The organism is Mycobacterium sp. 1274756.6 (assembly GCF_001668625.1).
In the GTDB taxonomy this organism is placed as follows: Bacteria; Actinomycetota; Actinomycetes; order Mycobacteriales; family Mycobacteriaceae; genus Mycobacterium.
This window is the reverse complement of the sequence record NZ_LZLJ01000093.1, coordinates 305483-321943: the sequence shown is the minus strand read 5'-3', so window position 1 is coordinate 321943 and position 16461 is coordinate 305483. Positions and strand designations below refer to the sequence as shown.

At 65.9% G+C, this 16461-nt stretch carries 15 protein-coding genes and 1 pseudogene; 8 read left to right on the top strand and 8 right to left on the bottom strand.

Annotation, left to right across the window (positions count from 1 at the left end):
- Window positions 1-2 precede the first annotated feature (2 nt).
- From A5643_RS16205 to A5643_RS16195, 3 genes are read left to right on the top strand one after another with little or no spacing between them, the layout of a single operon-like run.
- Window positions 3-1115, top strand: a complete 1113-nt coding sequence (locus A5643_RS16205; RefSeq protein WP_066857804.1) for a DUF1214 domain-containing protein — start codon at window positions 3-5, stop codon at window positions 1113-1115.
- On the top strand, window positions 1112-2368 hold the full coding sequence (locus tag A5643_RS16200) for a sulfotransferase family protein (RefSeq protein ID WP_066857801.1): 1257 nt from the start codon (window positions 1112-1114) through the stop codon (window positions 2366-2368). The genes A5643_RS16205 and A5643_RS16200 overlap by 4 nt, the downstream gene beginning before the upstream one ends.
- The gene (locus A5643_RS16195) at window positions 2365-3723 is read left to right on the top strand and encodes an ABC1 kinase family protein (protein ID WP_066857798.1); all 1359 of its coding nucleotides are present in this window, start codon (window positions 2365-2367) and stop codon (window positions 3721-3723) included. The genes A5643_RS16200 and A5643_RS16195 overlap by 4 nt, the downstream gene beginning before the upstream one ends.
- Before the next feature lie 83 nt (window positions 3724-3806).
- On the opposite strand, the gene A5643_RS16190 is transcribed toward A5643_RS16195, so the two are convergent.
- Entirely contained in the window at window positions 3807-4262 is a 456-nt protein-coding gene (locus A5643_RS16190) for a hypothetical protein (RefSeq protein WP_156628850.1), read from the bottom strand.
- Window positions 4263-4329: 67 nt separating this feature from the next.
- Here A5643_RS16190 and A5643_RS16185 point away from each other — a divergent pair.
- Window positions 4330-5460, top strand: a pseudogene (locus A5643_RS16185) (IS256 family transposase).
- Window positions 5461-5553: 93 nt separating this feature from the next.
- Here the strand turns inward: A5643_RS16185 and A5643_RS16180 are convergent.
- The 3 genes from A5643_RS16180 to A5643_RS16170 are packed head-to-tail and all read right to left on the bottom strand — an operon-like array spanning window position 5554 to window position 9081.
- The gene (locus A5643_RS16180) at window positions 5554-6696 is read right to left on the bottom strand and encodes an acyl-CoA dehydrogenase family protein (RefSeq protein WP_066857792.1); all 1143 of its coding nucleotides are present in this window, start codon (window positions 6694-6696) and stop codon (window positions 5554-5556) included.
- Between the two features lie 60 nt (window positions 6697-6756).
- Complete coding sequence (locus A5643_RS16175; protein ID WP_066857789.1) at window positions 6757-7968, bottom strand: acetyl-CoA C-acetyltransferase; 1212 nt, start codon at window positions 7966-7968, stop codon at window positions 6757-6759.
- A gap of 3 nt (window positions 7969-7971) precedes the next feature.
- On the bottom strand, window positions 7972-9081 hold the full coding sequence (locus A5643_RS16170) for a CaiB/BaiF CoA transferase family protein (RefSeq protein ID WP_082949002.1): 1110 nt from the start codon (window positions 9079-9081) through the stop codon (window positions 7972-7974).
- Window positions 9082-9192: 111 nt separating this feature from the next.
- Between A5643_RS16170 and A5643_RS16165 the strand changes: the two genes are divergently transcribed.
- Window positions 9193-9831: a TetR/AcrR family transcriptional regulator gene (locus A5643_RS16165; protein ID WP_066857784.1), complete on the top strand. Its 639-nt coding sequence runs from the start codon at window positions 9193-9195 to the stop codon at window positions 9829-9831.
- On the opposite strand, the gene A5643_RS16160 is transcribed toward A5643_RS16165, so the two are convergent.
- From A5643_RS16160 to A5643_RS17905, 3 genes are read right to left on the bottom strand one after another with little or no spacing between them, the layout of a single operon-like run.
- Window positions 9817-10239 (bottom strand): DUF3556 domain-containing protein, encoded by a 423-nt coding sequence (locus A5643_RS16160; RefSeq protein ID WP_286143675.1) that lies wholly within the window; start codon window positions 10237-10239, stop codon window positions 9817-9819. The two genes, A5643_RS16165 and A5643_RS16160, sit on opposite strands and share 15 nt — an antisense overlap.
- Entirely contained in the window at window positions 10178-10930 is a 753-nt protein-coding gene (locus A5643_RS16155) for a nuclear transport factor 2 family protein (RefSeq protein ID WP_066857778.1), read from the bottom strand. The genes A5643_RS16160 and A5643_RS16155 overlap by 62 nt, the downstream gene beginning before the upstream one ends.
- 27 nt (window positions 10931-10957) lie before the next feature.
- Window positions 10958-11563 carry a TetR/AcrR family transcriptional regulator gene (locus tag A5643_RS17905; protein ID WP_082949001.1) on the bottom strand — a complete coding sequence of 202 codons (606 nt, stop codon included), beginning with the start codon at window positions 11561-11563 and terminating at the stop codon, window positions 10958-10960.
- Between the two features lie 118 nt (window positions 11564-11681).
- Between A5643_RS17905 and A5643_RS16145 the strand changes: the two genes are divergently transcribed.
- The 3 genes from A5643_RS16145 (at window position 11682) to A5643_RS16135 (ending at window position 15648) form a co-directional block, all read left to right on the top strand.
- A complete protein-coding gene (locus A5643_RS16145; RefSeq protein WP_082949000.1) occupies window positions 11682-12515 on the top strand; it encodes a carboxymuconolactone decarboxylase family protein in 834 nt (277 codons plus the stop codon).
- Window positions 12516-12627: 112 nt separating this feature from the next.
- Window positions 12628-13485 carry a short-chain dehydrogenase/reductase gene (locus A5643_RS16140; RefSeq protein WP_066858077.1) on the top strand — a complete coding sequence of 286 codons (858 nt, stop codon included), beginning with the start codon at window positions 12628-12630 and terminating at the stop codon, window positions 13483-13485.
- 69 nt (window positions 13486-13554) lie between these two features.
- Window positions 13555-15648 (top strand): heavy metal translocating P-type ATPase, encoded by a 2094-nt coding sequence (locus tag A5643_RS16135; protein ID WP_082948999.1) that lies wholly within the window; start codon window positions 13555-13557, stop codon window positions 15646-15648.
- 60 nt (window positions 15649-15708) lie between these two features.
- On the opposite strand, the gene A5643_RS16130 is transcribed toward A5643_RS16135, so the two are convergent.
- Window positions 15709-16449: a MerR family transcriptional regulator gene (locus tag A5643_RS16130; RefSeq protein WP_066857765.1), complete on the bottom strand. Its 741-nt coding sequence runs from the start codon at window positions 16447-16449 to the stop codon at window positions 15709-15711.
- Between the last annotated feature and the right edge of the window lie 12 nt (window positions 16450-16461).

The following is a 16461-nucleotide window of genomic DNA, read 5'->3' as shown; positions in this document are numbered from 1 at the left end:
ACATGACAGACCCGAGATCAGCCGACGGCGAACCGACCAGGAGCGAAGTCTCTGCCTGGAACGCATTCGTCGACGGACTGCGCGCCGCGGGAGAGCAGCTGGCCGCCAACACGGCAGGGCTCGACGAAGTCGAACGGGCCGATGGCTTCCGCGCCTTGCTGCGCGCGGTGGCGAACCGGCTGGCCAGCTTCGAGGTCGATCGCGAACGCCCGGAGCTGGTGCCGTTCAACGGCTGGAGACACAAGTTCCTGATGGACAACCCCGATTTTCGATATTGGGTGGCCGACATCCACGACGGCGGGCGTTACCGAATTGCGGGTAACCGGGGCGATGCCTCGTACGTGTCTATCACCGTGTACTCACAGAACGGAATGATGGATGTCCAGGCGGACGTGCGTCTGGACAGCGACTCGATCTCCTTCGACGAGACAGGCGGTTTTGAGGTCTTCGTCGGCGGTGAACGGCCACCGAGCGGGGACTGGCTCGCTCTGACCGAGGGTGCCAGTGTGTTGTGGGTGCGACATTTCCACGACGACGTACGCAACGACGCACTCGGCTGGTGCGAGATCGAACCATTCGATGCGCCGCCGGCTCCGGCGCCGATCGATCCGCCGCAGTTTGACAACCAGTTGCGCGGCGTAGGTGGGCTGATTTCGGCGCTACCCATGATCATTGCGGCGACTACCGCCGCAGAGTTTCAGGCTCCCAATGAGTTTCGCAACTGGACGGAGTTGGCGGGCGGCGCGGTGTTCACCGAGCCGAACATTCATTACGTGCGCGGGAGCTGGCAACTCGCACCCGGTGAGGCACTGCTCATCGAGGGCGACAAGGTGGCGTGCCGGTATTGGAACATCCTCGCCTACAGCCGCTTCCTCAACTCCCTGGACTACCGGAACCGCCCCGTCTCCTACACGAACACCACGGCGACCGACTTCGACGGCAAGTACCGGTTCGTGCTGGCCGCCGAAGACCCCGGCCTGGAGACCGCCGATTGGATCGACACGGAGAGCCGGCCGGCAGGTATCGTCATGATGCGCTTCCTGCAAGCCGAGCAGCCTCCGGAACCGCCGACGGTGCAGCACGTTCGCCTCAGCGACCTGAAGGCGAGCCGGTGACGGCGTGGGCGCCGCCGGCGCGCTCGGATATCGCCCTCGGTATCCACGCCGGCGCTGAAGCCGACCGTGCCGCGAACCCGGAGCAATACCGGCTCGGCACGGAGGTCGTTGACGCCGTGGTTGATCAGGCGACCGGGGCCCGGGGCCCGGCCGAACTCGGCGATCCGGCCGAATGGCGCGCCGGGCTTGAGCAGTATCTGGCATCGGCGGCCGAAGACGGGCGACTCAACGCGCTCGGTTCCCGGATGGTCCGCGAGGCCGCGGTCGGGAGGCTGACCGCCCGCATCGAGATGAACCGCTATCTCGACGAGCACCCTGACGTCGCAGAACGACGGCTTGCCCCTCCTATCGTGATCATCGGCGGCTGGCGCACCGGGACCACCTACCTGTACCGCATGATGGCCAACGACCCTCGGCTACGCGCACCGCTACCGGTGGAACTCTTGGCCCCATGGCAGACAGCCGCCATGGATGCGGCCGCGCGAGAAGCTCACATCGACGCCAGCGCGGCCGGCCACGACATGCTGCACATGCTCAACCCGCAGATAGCCACGGTCCACGATTCGGGCGCGCGCCTGCCGGAGGAATGCGTGCTGGGGATGGGTACCACCTTGCGGAACTGGGCGTTGAGTTCCAACACGCGCCTCGACACTTATTCCACCTGGCTGGCAGGGCAGAACTTTGCCAGTGAATACGCGCAGCATCGGCTGAACCTGGCGGTGCTCGATGAGAGCGACGGGCGTCGCTGGCTGCTCAAGGCTCCTGCTCACACCGCGGAACTCAAGCACCTCGCGGGGACCTATCCCGGCGCTTGCATCGTGCACCTGCATCGCGACGTCGTCGAAACGGTGGCCTCGGGTGCAAGCTTGTTCGCGACCTTCCGGTCGACCTACAGCGACCAGGTTGACGGTCATGACGTGGGCCGGTTCCAAACCGAGCAGACCGAATTGTGGCTTCGTCGGGCCGTTGAGTTCCGCGATTCACCGTCGGCGGATACTGTCACGTGTCTCGATATCTCCTACACCGATCTGGTCGCCGACCCGGGGTCCACCCTGCGGCGCGTTTACGCCGCGGCCGAGCTCGATCCGCCGGACACGGCGGCCATGATCGAGCATCACCACCGCACCCAACCACGGCACGGAAAAGGCACACACCACTATCAGCCCGAGGACTTCGGTATCGACGCTGACACCGTGCGTGAACGCATGGCCTTCTACACCGAACGCTTCTTAGAGTCGGACGGCCGACGGTGACGTCAACCGATACTCGACCGACGGCCGAACTCGACGAAGTCCCACGACGAGTCGAGGCGGCACGGATCGGAGCGGCGGGGTGGCAACTTGTCCGAGCTGCGGCGCGGACGGTCGCGGCACGGCCTGCCCGCGGTACCTTTAAAACCGAGTTGATCAAGCAGGCGCCCGAGACCTTCACCAAACTCGGACCGACGTATGTGAAGTTCGGGCAGATCATCGCGTCCAGCCCCGGGACATTTGGCGAGCCGCTATCCCGCGAATTCCGCACCCTGCTGGACGCGGTCCCGGCCGCAGAACCCCGGGCAGTACACCGGTTGATCCGCGAGGAACTCGGCGACGAGCCACGAAAGTTGTTCAGGCACTTCGAGGAGGCACCGTTCGCCTCGGCATCCATTGCGCAGGTGCATTTCGCGACGCTGCACAGTGGACAGGACGTGGTGGTCAAGGTCCAACGGCCCGATATCCGCCGCCGGGTGGCAGCCGATCTGCAGATTCTCAAGCGGCTGGCCCCAGTCGCCGAATGCACCAAGGCGGGCCGCCGATTATCCATCCGACACGTGGTCGACGACTTCGCCGAACATCTCGCCGAGGAGCTCGACTTCCGCATCGAGGCGCGGTCCATGAAGGAATGGGTCAGCAACTTGAATGCCTCGCAGCTGGGCAACATCATCACGGTGCCCGAGGTGTATTGGGATTTCACCGGTAAGCGCGTGTTGACCATGGAACGCGTACACGGGGTTCGTATCGACGATATCGCAGCAATACGCGCCCAAGGCAGCGACGGTGAGGATTTGGTGAAGGCACTGCTGTTCGCGACCTTCGAGGGTGGTCTGCGGCACGGTCTGTTCCATGGCGACCTGCACGCCGGCAATGTGCTGGTTGACGATACAGGCCGTGCGGTGTTCCTCGATTTCGGCATCATGGGCCGTATCGACACGCGGATCCGCTCGCTGGTGTGCGAGTTGGTGTATGCGCTGTTGGTCACCCATGACCATGCCACGATGGGCAGGGCCGTGCTTGAGCTGGGTGGCGCAGGCACGATCGAACCCGATGCCGAGACCATCAAGACCATGCAGGCCCTCGCCGCGCCGATGACCATGACGTCGATAGGCGACCTGTCGTATGCCGATGTCGGTGCGCAGTTCTCGGCGCTCGCCGATGCCTACGATGTTCGGCTACCACGCGAGCTGGTGTTGATCGGCAAGCAATTCCTCTACGTCGAACGCTACGTGAAACTGCTGGCGCCCCAGTGGGAGCTGATGAAAGATCCAGATTTCTCGGCGTACGTGGCGGGCTTTCTCGCCGAGCTCACCGGCAAGTATCGCGACGAACTGGGCCGGGCTGACCGGCAGTAGGGTAGTGGCCGGGCGGGTCGCAGTCGACCCGCTTTCTTATACCGTCAGGATCGCCGCCAGCGCCGTCAGCGGAACATGCACCGTCACTGTTCCGCTGTCCGTCGACACCACGAGTCGGTCGGTGGCCACGGGTTTTCGTGTGTCATCGGCAGATCGGGCAGGTGGAGGATCAGCTCGTCGGAGGATACGGCGAACGCACGGTAGTCACCGGCATAGCCGGATCCGTCGGGCTGTGGTTCGAAATTGTCGATGGCGAACGGGTAGGTGCCGGGATCGTGTGTCGGTACCGCTCGGTCGAGCGCCTCGGTGAGACAGGGCCGGATCAGCGGGGGCAGTGCTGTCTTGGGGTCTGCCCCTCGCTTGAACAGGTCCACCAGCTTCATCTGCGTGCCGCGGGACGGATCTAATGTGAACGACCGGTAGCCGTTGTTGGCCATATTGCCCACCGTCTGCTGGAACTCGTGGAACACCACTGACCTCAGCGAATCGTGCGTAAAGGGCTGGTCGTCCAGCCTGGAGCCGCTGGCCCGCACCATCATGGCGGCGGTCTCGCGCCAAGTTCACGTCCCCGGGTGCGGTGTAAGTAGTAGTGGCGTGTCGGTCCTGATGTGGGTAGACCATCGCGGGAGTCTCTGTCGTGAAACGACCAAGGATCACTACCGAGAGGAGCGCAACGGGCCACGGCCGCGCACCTTGACCGCCGTTGCCGGCGATCTGGAGCTGCGCATCCCGAAGCTGCGGATGGGTTCGTTTTTTCCGCGCACTGCTCGATCGTCGGCGCCGAGTCGATCAGTGCCTGTTCGCGGTGGTGATGGAGGCCTACCTGCACGGCACCTCCGCCCGCAAGGTTGACGACCTGGTCAAAACCCTCGAGGCCGATTCGGGATCTCCCAAAGCGAGGTCTCGCGGATCTGCGCGGACCTCGACACCGAAGTAGCCGCCTTCCGCGACCGCCCGCTCTCGGAGCAGGCATTCCCGCATGTGTTCCTCGATGCCACCTACTGCACGGCTCGGGTCAACCACCGGGTCGTCTCCCAAGCGGTGGTCATCGCCACTGGGGTGGCCGCCGATGGTCGGGGCGAAGTGCTCGGGTTCGACGTCGGTGACTCCGAGGACGGCGCGTTTTGGACAGCGTTTCTGCGCTCGCTGAAATCACGCGGCCTGGCCGGGGTGCAGTTGGTCATCGCCGATGCCCGTGCCAGCCTGCGGGCCGCGATCGAAGCCGTACTGATCGGGGCCGCCTGGCCACGACGCCGGGTGCATTTCGTGCGCAACGTCCTCGGGCAGGTACCAAAAGGCTCCGCGGAGATGATCGCCGCGGCGATCCGCATCATCTTCGCCCAACCCGACGCCGAGCACGTTCGCGAACAACTCGACACCATCGCCACCATGCTCCGCCGGCAACTGCCCAAGGTCGAGACCATGCTGCGTGATGTCGCCGAGGACATCACCGCGTTCGCCGACTTCCCGGTGGCGTACTGGAAAAAGATCTGGTCAACCAACCCGCTGGAGCGTCTCAACCGGGAGATCAAACGCAAAACCGATGTCGTCGGTGTATTCTCGAATCCGGTCGCGCTACTGCGGCTGGCGACTCGGTGCTCGTCGAAGCCCACGACGGATAACAGGTCGCCGACAAAAGGTTCCCTTTCCGAAGCTACCCTGGCCTTGCTCAAAACCAGCGATCACGACTACAAACCAACCGAAAGTGTTGCCCTCACAGCAGCTCTCACGGCATAGTGAAAACCACAGAGCCTCTCGCGGAAACGCCGACGCTACTTTCACCACCCCCCAGGGCGCGACCTCGAGGTTTAGCTCAGGGGTCTCCGGCAGTTATAGGCCGTAGGTTTTTGCGATGATGTCGCGCTGCACCTCGCTGGTGCCGCCGACGATGGTGGAGACGAGGCTCGCCCGCACGAGCGATTCCATGTCGTATTCAGTGGCGTAGCCGTAACCGCCCATCATCTGCATGCCCTCCAGCGATGCGCGTTTGCATAGCTCGGTGGCCTTGAGCTTGGCCATCGAGGCCTCGCGCGGGAGCAGCTGTTCGGGGTTCTCGTCGGCTCGGCGTGCCACGTCGTGCACCAACAGTTCGGTGGCGGTGATCTCGGTCGCGAGATCGGCGATGCGGTGCGAGAGTGCCTGAAACTTGCCGATCGGTTTACCGAACTGCTCGCGCCCCTTGATATAGGCCAGGGTGTCGTCGAATGCGCGGCGGGCGATGCCGAGGTACAGCGCGCCGATGATGACGCGTTCGATGTTCAATCCCGCGATCAGCTGTGCCCAGCCCTGCCCTTCGCCGCCGACCAGTCGGTCCGCGCCGACGAAACAGTCGGCGAAGTAGAGGTCGTTGACCTCACGGCCGCCCATCGTATCTATCTGGTTCATCTTCAGACCCGGTGTGCCGCTGGGGACGGAGAGCATCGTGATGCCCTCGTGCTTGGGGCCGTCCGATGAGGTGCGGACCACCACCAGGATGTGATCGGCGTGATGGGCGTTGGAGCACCAGGTCTTCTGGCCGTTGATCCGGTAACCCCCCTTGACGCGTTCGGCCCGGCACGTCAGGCTGGCGACGTCGGATCCCGAACCCGGTTCGGACATCGCGATCGATTCGACCGCACCGCGTGCGACACCGCCGAGCACCTCGTGCTTGATCGCCTCGGATGCGAACTTGCGGTAGCTGTTGGCGACGATGAGGGTCACCGGATAACTCGGGATCGGAATCCTGCCATATGCCATCTCCTCGATGAACAGGCAGGCGTCGACCAGGCCTCCGCCCGAGCCGCCGTACTCCTCGGGGATCGTCAGCCCGAGCCAGCCGAGTTCAGCGAGTTTGGTCGCGATTGCGGGGCTGTGCGTGCTGGTGCCGCCCTCGGTCAGTGCCTGGCGCTGTTCACGTGTGCCACATTCGCGGGCGCTGAACTTGCGGACCGCCTCGACAAAGGCGTCCCGTTCTCCGTTTGTCGTCGCATTCATCGCTGGATTCCTCTCCTGTGTAGTGGTTATCGGCAAAGTTCGCCGCTGATCACCGTGCGCTCAGATGCGTTCGACAAGGGTGGCGACGCCCATTCCACCGGCGACGCAGAGAGTGACAACGGCGCGGCGGGCGTCACGTCGCTCGAGCTCGTCGATCACGGTGCCGAGCAGCATCGCGCCGGTCGCACCGAGCGGGTGACCCATCGCAATCGCACCGCCGTTGACGTTGGTCTTCTCCATCGGGATCTGAAAATGTTTACGGTACAAGAGCGGCATCGCCGCGAAGGCCTCGTTGACCTCAAACAGATCGATATCGTTCACGGTCAGGCGCGCCTTCGCCAGCAGCTTCTCGGTTGCCAGTAGTGGACCGGTGAACATGATCGTCGGGTCGCCGCCGGAGGTCGCTACACCTGCAATTCGAGCGCGCGGTATCAGGCCCAGCTCCGCGCCGATCGCATCGGATCCGATCAGGGTCAGCGCGGCGCCGTCGACCACGCCGGAGGAGTTGCCCGCGGTGTGTATGTGGTTGATCCGTTCCACCGAATGAAACTTCTGCAACGCGACGGCATCGAATCCAGCCTGCTCGCCGATGGCTTCAAAGGCCGGGCGGAGTTGGCCGAGGTTTTCCAGGGAGGCGTCGGGCCGCATGTGTTCATCCCGATCCAGGACGACGAGGCCGTTCTGGTCGCGGACCGGTACCACTGAGTCAGCGAAATGGCCACCCGCCCAAGCCTTGGCTGCCAGCTCCTGCGAGCGCAGCGCGTAGTTGTCCACGTCGGTGCGCGTGAAGCCCTCGATGGTGGCCATCAGGTCGACGGCCACGCCTTGGGAGATGCTGGACAGGTCGTAGGCGGTCGCCGGGTCGGTCATCAGAGCACCGCCATCGGAGCCCATCGGTACTCGGGACATCGATTCGACGCCGCCGGCGATGACCAGCTGCTCCCAGCCGGACCGAATCTGCTGTGCAGCAAAGTTGACCGCCGTCAACCCGGACCCGCAGAATCGGTTCAGCTGGACGCCGCCGACCGTGTGCGGTAGACCGGACGCGAGCACAGCAGTGCGGGCGATATCGGCTCCCTGGTCACCGACCGGCATGACCACGCCGAGGACCATGTCGTCAATCCGATCGGTGTCTAGATTGGGTTGGCGCCTGCGCAATTCGTCAACCAGACCGACCAACAGTGAGATCGGTTTGATGCTGTGCAGGGCGCCGCGCTTGCCCTTGCCGCGGGGCGTCCGGATAGCGTCGTAGACCAGAGCGTCATTGGTCACCTTTCACTCCTTTGCTGACGGATCCGAGGTGTTCCAGCGGTCCAGCAGGTGGGTCAGTTCGCCGGATCTGAGAGGTTCGGGATGCGACGCCGGAGTCCGGCTGAACCGAGGCGCCGGGGCAGGCTGCAGGAGGCCGTCGACAGTGATGTGACTGTCCCTCGCACGGTTGTGTGGGTGCTGGTGTGATTCCCACAAACTGAGCACGGGTGCGACGCAGGCATCGGTGCCGGCGAAGGCCTCGGACCATTCGTCGCGAGTCCTGGTTGCGAAGGCTTCGGACAGCAATTTGCGCCAAACCGCGCTGCCGGCGGGGTCGAGATTGCCTGGCAAATCGGTGGCATCGATGCCGAGGATGTCGACCAGTTGACTGAAGAACTGCGGTTCCAGTGCGCCGACCGAGACATATCCGCCGTCGGCGGTTTGGTAGCTGTCGTAGCAGGCTCGGCCGCCGTCGATCAAATTCTCGCCGCGTTCGCCGTCCCACATGCCGCCCGCGCGCAGGCCGTGAAAGAACGTGGTGAGCAATGCGGCGCCGTCGACCATCGCGACGTCGAGTACCTGTCCATGTCCGGATCGTTCCCGTTCGTACAGCGCGGACATGACTCCGAGCGCCATCAACATGCCACCACCAGCCAAGTCGCCGAGGAAGGCCCCGGGCGGCACCGGCGACTGGCCGGCCCGGCCGATCAGACTCAGTGCGCCGGCGACCGAGATGTAGTTGATGTCGTGGCCGGCGCGATCGGCGAGGGGTCCCCGCTGCCCCCACCCGGTCAACCGGGCGTAGATCAGCCGGGGATTGGCCGCCGTCAAGACGTCCGGGCCGATGCCGAGCCGTTCGGCTACTCCGGGCCTGTAACCTTCGATGAAAACGTCTGCCCGGCTGGCGAGTGCGACGACCTCATGAACGTCGTCGGCGTTCTTGAGGTTGGCCGCTGTGCGCGTCTTGCCGCGGTCGAGCGGGCCCGGTGGCGGAGTGAGACCGATCGCGCCGGCCAGTGCGCGGTCGATCCGGATGACCTCGGCGCCCAGATCGGCCAGCATCATTCCGCCGAACGGCACCGGAGCCAACCCGGCCATCTCCACGATTCGAACTCCGGTCAACGGCCCACCCATAGGCAAACCCCTCTCCAGGCGTCGCTATACAAATGTATAACGTATAGTGTGACTGTATAGCAAGCATCGGTGCTGGTTACGCTGTCGACCATGCGATTCAAAGGGCGGGCGATGACCCAGGAAACCGGCCCGAGGGCCACCGAACAGGATTTGACCAGCAAGGCCCGGATACGCAATGCGGCGCTGGACCTTTTCGCCCGTGACGGGGAGGACGCGACCTCGATGCGTGCGATCGCGGCGGCGGCCGAGGTCAACGTGGGACTGCTCGTACACCACTTCAAGACGAAGGAGGGTATCCGGGAAGCGGTCGACCAGCTAGTGGTCGCCCACTTCGAGCACGCGATCGCGGGTGCAGAACACGATGGAACTCCGCGCGGGATCGCGGCCGCCCGCAATGCGGCGGTCAGCCAGATGCTCGCTCGAAATCCGGCCGTCGTCGACTACCTGCGCCGTGCGGTGCTGTCCGGTCCGCGTAGCAGCATCCTGATCCGCATCACCGATCTGGCCACCGCCGAGGTCGACAGCCTGCGCCATGGCCAGCTGGCGTCCACCGACCGGTCACAGACCACCCAGATCCTCGGGCTGATGATGCGACAACTAGGCCAGCTGTTCCTACAACCGATGCTCGACGCGATGTGGGAGCACCTCGCCGGACTGGACGAACGCGCGGCTAAGCCCACGTTGTCGGTCACCGTGCTCGATCCCACTCAGGTCGACAACCCGGAGTACCCGCTGTTAGGGCGGTCTTGATGCGCTGCGCCGTTGTGAGTACTGCATTTCGTCGAGGTGCCCGCTACAAGCGTTCTGCGTAAGCGCGGCGTTCGGCGGCGTTGACCTGCCGGAGCAGGCGTCCGGCTTGTCCCAGAACAGCGTCAGTAGCGAGAAGATCATGAATACGTTCCACTCCAACGACACGGCCGCGATCTTCGTCACTGGACCGCCCGGCGAAACGAGCAGGATGAGCGGCACACCGAACTCGACGACGGAGCCGCCGTGGGCCAATGCCCTGGAGATGATCGACGGCTGTAGATTGTCCGGCCAGGCGCGGTGGAAGCGCCGCTTCATCCACCGGGCCCGAAAGGGACTGCTGCGCGGGTTATCTCTGTCGTAGCAGCGGGATCCGGCTCGCGATCCGGCGTCCGTGCGCGGGCAACGCACCCAGCCCCATCAGGGCCTTGAACTGCCAGCTGTCATCGCGCGGCGCAATTCCGATCGTCTGCGCGACATCCATGAAGTCCCAGAGGGTTTCACCGAAGTACATCAGCCCGTCGGAATTGAAGTGGTAACGGTCGAAGGCACACGCCTGCACGAAGTTGCCGTTGCCGGTGATGGCGGGCGCGGATTTGTCGTACGGGTACAGACGTATTGTGCCGTCGACGTATCCGCTGCCCATGTAGCGGACGGCCATCCGGGTCTCGCCGTCGGGCGTGACGTCGATGTACATCTGGTCCGGGAACGGGTCGTAGCGCCAATCCGAGATCGCATCGATGAACGCGAAGTTGTACTTGACGAACTCGTCGAGGCCTACCATCGTGCGGCCGAAGGTCGTCGGGTCTACATAGCGCAGATCTGGGGTGTACAGCTCATGGTTGCGGCTCATATCCCGCGCCATCCAGCTCCAGGTGTACATGGCCGACCACTCGTAGAGCCAACCGATGTCGATTCCCCGTTCGCCCATGAACGCGATCCGCCGTTCGAGTTCATCGAACCACTGCCGATGCATTTTGTTGAGCTCGTCTTCGGAGATGACTTTCCACGGCGCACCGCGATTGGACGCCAGGTACTCTGGCAGTGGCTGCCGCAGCCGCGGCTTGTCCAGTTCCTCCAGCAACATGTTGAAGTCGAACATAGGTCGTAACCCTTCCTGTTTGGCTTTTCACGCTTTCAGTTCGAGTGCGGCCGAAGCCAGCGGCGAGGCGAGCACCGTCGCCGTGACGTGGTCGACGAAGGCGGCGCGGTCGTCGCCGAGGTTGCCCTCGGTCCATTCGAGGAACAGTGAGATGATGGCGCCGAACAGCGTGGCGTAGTGCATCTTGCTGAGGTCGGAGTCATCGGGCGGCCCGACGGTGACTGAGACCATTCCGGCAACGGTTTTGCGCACGAAGTGCCGCAAACGAAGGTCGGCGACGGGCTCCACCAGCAGGATGCGGCATACCCGCGGATCGTCTGTTACCAGTTTTGCCGCAGCCTCGACACTGGCCCGAAGTCTGTGGTCTGGAGGAACTGTTTGACTGGTCGCGGCCTCAACGACGTCAACCGTCCGCTGAAATGTGGTGCGGTACACCTCGCGCAGCAGATCGTCGGTGTCGGTGAAGCTTTCGTAGAAGAACTTCTGGCTCAGTTGTGCCTGGCGGCACGCAGCCCGCATCGTCAGTGCGCCCACCCCGCCGGTGCCGACCAGTTCGATGCCGGCGGCGAGCAGCCGGGCACGCCGCTCAGCGTGCCGGACTTCAGGAGTGTTACCACGGTATGGCCTGGACATGCCTCCACATTATCGGGAAACGGCCGCTTTAGGAAGCAGCTGGTTCCGAAATTAGTGGATGGACAGCCAGGCATAGCGAATAGCTCTGACGTCGGTGTCATCGATGCGCCGGCAGATTATGGTGGCGGCCACTCGCAGCCGGCGAGATGCCCTGGCTGTAGTCGCCGTTGTCCTACCGCAGCCTTCCCGGGCGGGAGACAATCGGGCCATGGAGATCCACGTCGAGTTGGCCCGGCTCATCACCCTGGCGACCGGGGTGGATAACACCGATCCTGCGGTGGCCGAATTCACCGAACAGTTCGGCGTCGACGTCTCGCGGATCACCGACGAGCAACGCGCGCGGCTGCTGGACGCGCTCGGCCCGGACACGTTCACGACCGTGGTACAGATGTATCTCGCCGATTTCCTGCCCCGGATCCATGCCGGCTTGGACGCGTTGCAGATCGCGACTCCGTGGCGGGACGCGCCCGCAACCTTCGACGACTCCGTCGACGCGGCCACCGCAGTGTTCGACCGGTTCGCCCCCGCGGTGGCCCGGCTACGCGCACTGGACCCGGTGACCTCGGAACTGGTCCGGCTGCGCGGCGCCGCCGCGCACAACTGCAGGCTGTGCGCGTCGTTGCGTGAGGGGGGAGCGCTCGATGCCGGCGGTTCGGAGACCCTCTACGACGAGATCGAACGCTTCGAGACGTCGACACAGATCACCGACACCCAGAAGACGGCATTGCGCTACGTCGACGAACTGGTTTGGTCGCCCGGGGCCGTCGATCCGGACGTCGCAGCCGATGTGCGCAGGCACTTCTCCGAAGAGCAAGCCCTCGAGCTCACCCTCGACGTCATGCGCAACGCCATGAACAAGATCGCGGTCGCGATGGGCGCCGACGCACCGCGGGTGACCGAGGGCACCGAGCGCTACCTCACCGGCGACGACGGGCGGCCGGTGTTCGGCTGAATCGGCAGCACCGCCATGGCTACCGGGGCCTCGGCAGCGTGTCGGTCAACAGTCGGTGCGCCTCGGCACCGCACGATGGGCGGCATGCCAGAAACGCACGAGGACGGTGGGCATGGGTAGCCGCCGGAGACTCGATCTCGACGGCAGGGTCGCCCTGATCACCGGGGCAGCGCAGGGCATCGGACTGGCCCTGGCCCGCCGACTCCACGCCGACGGAGCCGCCGTCGTGCTCGTCGACGTCGACGCGGCCGCCGTCGAGCAGGCGGTGGGCCGAATCGGCGACCGCGCGCTGGGGGTCGCCGCCGACGTGCGCGACCGGTCCGCGATGGCCGAAGCGGTCGCGACCGCGGCGGGCCGGTTCGGTCGGCTGGACATCGTCGTGGCCAATGCCGGGGTGACGCCGACGCCGGCGACGCTGCGCACCATGGACGGCGCGGACTTCGACCGGGTGATCGGCATCAACCTGACCGGGGTCTACAACACCGTCACCCCCGCGCTGGAACAGGTCATCGAACATCGGGGTCACGTTGTGGTGGTGTCCTCGGCGGCCGCCTTCGCCCCGTCACCGGGCGGGTCGCCGTACATGATCAGCAAGGCCGGCGTCGAACAGTTCGGGCGCAGCCTGCGGTTGGAGCTGTCGGGGCACGGCGCGAGCGTGCAGATCGCCTACTTCGGGATCGTCGACACGTCGATGACCCACGCCGTCCTCGACGAGGACCCGCTGGGGCGTCGGCTCAACGACATGCTGGTGTGGCCGCTGAGCCGGCGCATCTCCGCCGAACAGGCGGCCCGATCCATCGCCGACGGGATCGGTCGCCGGGCGGCCAGCACGATCGCGCCGGCCGGCTGGCGTGAGTACAGCTGGCTGCGCGGGATCGCCAACCCGGTGCTCGATTTCGTGCTCACCAAGAGCCGGACGATGCGCGGCATGGTCGCCGAGTTGGAAGCCGCCCGGCTGCCGCGGGGCTGAGGCCGGCAGCCGCCGAGTCGCCGGGCGACCACTTGCCAGGTATACCCCCCACGGGTATACCTGGATGGTATGAGCGCACCCGGACACGACCACGCCATGGTGATGGACGCGCAAGCGCCCGACGACGCGGAGCACGCCGGAGACGACCACGGCGGGCACGGCGGACACGACCACGGCGATCACGCCGCGCAATTCCGCCGGCTGTTCTGGGTGATGCTGGCGCTGGCCATCCCGACGGTCGCGCTGTCCGGCATGTTCGCCTCGACGCTGGGTTACACCATCCCGTCGTTCCCCGGTTCGGCGTGGGTGGCACCGCTGCTCGGCACGATCATCTACGTCTGGGGCGGGGCGCCGTTCCTGACCGGTGCCATCAGCGAGATCCGTTCCCGGGCACCGGGAATGATGCTGTTGATTGTGCTGGCGATCACCGTCGCGTTCGTCGCCTCCTGGGGCGCGACCCTCGGCATCCTCAGTTCGGACCTGGAGTTCTGGTGGGAGCTCGCACTGCTGGTGGTGATCATGCTGCTGGGGCACTGGCTGGAGATGCGATCCCTGGCCCAGACCACCTCGGCGCTGGACTCATTGGCCGCACTGCTGCCCGACGAGGCCGAACGCGTCGAGGGTGACTCGGTCGTCGTCGTCGCCCCCGGCGAGCTGCGGGTCGGCGATGTGGTGCTGGTGCGCCCCGGCGGCACGGTGCCCGCCGACGGCACCGTGGTCGAGGGCAGCGCCGCCCTCGACGAGTCGATGGTCACCGGCGAATCGCGGCCGGTGCGCCGCTCGGCAGGCGATCACGTCGTCGCCGGGACGGTGGCCACCGACTCCGGGCTGCGCGTGCAGATCAGCGCGGTCGGCGACCAGACCGCGCTGGCCGGCATCCAGCGCCTGGTCAGCCAGGCACAGAACTCGTCGTCGAGGGCGCAGCGGCTCGCCGACATCGCCGCCGGGTGGCTGTTCTGGTTCGCGCTGGGGGCGGGCGCGCTCACCGCGGTGGTGTGGGTGCTGCTGGGCCACCCCGACCAGGCGGTGAGCCGGGTGATCACCGTTCTCGTCATCGCCTGCCCGCACGCGCTGGGCCTGGCCATCCCGCTGGTGGTCTCGATCGCCACCGAACGCGCCGCCCAAGGCGGGGTGCTGATCAAGGACCGCCTGTCGCTGGAGCGGATGCGCACCGTCGACGTCGTGCTGTTCGACAAGACCGGAACCCTGACCCGCGGCGAGCCGACCGTGACCGAGGTCGCCGGGCATGGTGAGTCCGAAACTTCGGTGCTGGCGCTGGCCGCGGCGGCCGAATCCGACAGCGAACACCCGTTGGCCCATGCCATCGTGCGTGCCGCCGTCGACCGCGAGCTGAGCGTGCCGGCCGCCGGCGAGTTCACCTCCTCGCCCGCCGCCGGGGTCAGCGCGACCGTCGACGGCCGCCGCATCCACGTCGGCGGGCCGGCGATGCTGGCCGAACAGGGCCTCGACGAGTTGTCGCTGGTGCAGCCCTGGCGTGACGAGGGCGCGATCATCCTGCATGTGGTCGCCGACGGCGCGGTGATCGGCGCGCTGAAGCTCGCCGACGCGATCCGCGACGAGTCCGCTCACGCTATCGACGCGCTGCATCGCTTGGGTGTGCGGGTCGCGATGGTCACCGGCGACGCCGAAGCCGTCGCGAACGCGGTGGCGAAGGAGCTGAGCATCGACCGGGTCTTCGCCGGTGTGCGCCCCGAGGACAAGGCCGCGAAGGTCGTCGAACTACAGAACGAAGGCGCGACCGTCGCGATGGTCGGTGACGGCGTCAACGACGCCCCCGCATTGGCGCAGGCCGACGTCGGGATCGCGATCGGCGCCGGTACCGATGTGGCGATCGCCTCGGCGGGCGTCATTTTAGCCAGCTCCGATCCCCGCTCGGTGCTCTCGGTCATCGAGCTGTCGAAGGCCACCTACCGCAAGATGCGCCAAAACCTCTGGTGGGCGGCCGGATACAACATCCTCGCGGTGCCACTGGCAGCCGGGGTGCTCGCCAAAGTGGGTTTTGTGCTGCCGATGTCGGTTGGGGCGGTGCTCATGTCGTTGTCGACGATCGTCGTGGCGCTCAACGCTCAACTGCTGCGACGACTGGACCTGCGCCCCGACGTCGGCGCCGACACCGACCACCTCCCCGTTCATACTGCGTAGAGCACGCAGAAGTGCGAGAAGGGTGTTTGCTCACCGCAGTGTCGACGCCAAGGAGAGCGCTCAGGCGGTGGAGGCGTTGCGGCCTTGGGACAGTGAGGCGTCCGCCTCGGTCGCCTTCTGCACCAGCACGCCGTCGGCCACCTCGTCGAAGGCTTTGGCGAAGACCCGCCCCATCAGCGCGACCGCGATGCTCTTCGCCTTCGTCGCGGTGTCGGCCAGCTTCACCCAGTCCGCGTCGGCGAACCCGGTGTCGGCCGCCGGCTGCCACACGTCGTCGACGTAGCGGTCGATGAGCCGCTGAGCGATGGCGCGCTGCTGCACCTCGAGGTCGGCGATGGTGTCGGCGAGCCGCGGCAGCGAGAGGCCGGCTTCCACGAGTTGCTCGATCGCGGTGATGATGCCGGCGTCGGGCGCGGAGACGGTCGACGCGTCGACCGCCTGCACCAAACCGGCGTCGATGAGGACGTCGTCGGCGCCGTCACCGAGCCGGCGCTGCAACTCGGCGCGGGGGAGGACGACGGGCTCGGTCGCCGCCAGTGGGCTCAGCGCCTCGGCGGCCAGCCGGCGCACCGCCTCCTCGGAGTCGGTTCCGGGCTCGGTGAACCGGCGGATGAGGTCCAGCGGTAGGCCTTGAGCGCGCAGGTGTTTGACCCGCTCGATGATCGCGACGTGCTCGCGGGAGTAGATTCCGACCCGGCCGCGCCGAACCGGCGGCGGCACCAGGCCGAGGGTCTGCCATTCCCGGATGTTGCGCACGGTCATCGCCACCCGCTGGGCCAACTCGTCGATCGTGAACTCCATCGCCTCCACAGT

What these genes read in the sequence shown, in the direction of transcription:
- A5643_RS16205 (WP_066857804.1), top strand. Translation starts at nt 3, where the DNA reads ATGACAGACCCGAGATCAGCCGACGGCGAACCGACCAGGAGCGAAGTC.
- A5643_RS16190 (WP_156628850.1), bottom strand. Translation starts at nt 4,262, where the DNA reads ATGATGGTGCGGGCCAGCGGCTCCAGGCTGGACGACCAGCCCTTTACG.
- A5643_RS16180 (WP_066857792.1), bottom strand. Translation starts at nt 6,696, where the DNA reads ATGAATGCGACGACAAACGGAGAACGGGACGCCTTTGTCGAGGCGGTC.
- A5643_RS16170 (WP_082949002.1), bottom strand. Translation starts at nt 9,081, where the DNA reads ATGGGTGGGCCGTTGACCGGAGTTCGAATCGTGGAGATGGCCGGGTTG.
- A5643_RS16165 (WP_066857784.1), top strand. Translation starts at nt 9,193, where the DNA reads ATGACCCAGGAAACCGGCCCGAGGGCCACCGAACAGGATTTGACCAGC.
- A5643_RS16155 (WP_066857778.1), bottom strand. Translation starts at nt 10,930, where the DNA reads ATGTTCGACTTCAACATGTTGCTGGAGGAACTGGACAAGCCGCGGCTG.
- A5643_RS17905 (WP_082949001.1), bottom strand. Translation starts at nt 11,563, where the DNA reads ATGTCCAGGCCATACCGTGGTAACACTCCTGAAGTCCGGCACGCTGAG.
- A5643_RS16145 (WP_082949000.1), top strand. Translation starts at nt 11,682, where the DNA reads ATGGTGGCGGCCACTCGCAGCCGGCGAGATGCCCTGGCTGTAGTCGCC.
- A5643_RS16140 (WP_066858077.1), top strand. Translation starts at nt 12,628, where the DNA reads ATGGGTAGCCGCCGGAGACTCGATCTCGACGGCAGGGTCGCCCTGATC.
- A5643_RS16135 (WP_082948999.1), top strand. Translation starts at nt 13,555, where the DNA reads ATGAGCGCACCCGGACACGACCACGCCATGGTGATGGACGCGCAAGCG.
- A5643_RS16130 (WP_066857765.1), bottom strand. Translation starts at nt 16,449, where the DNA reads ATGGAGTTCACGATCGACGAGTTGGCCCAGCGGGTGGCGATGACCGTG.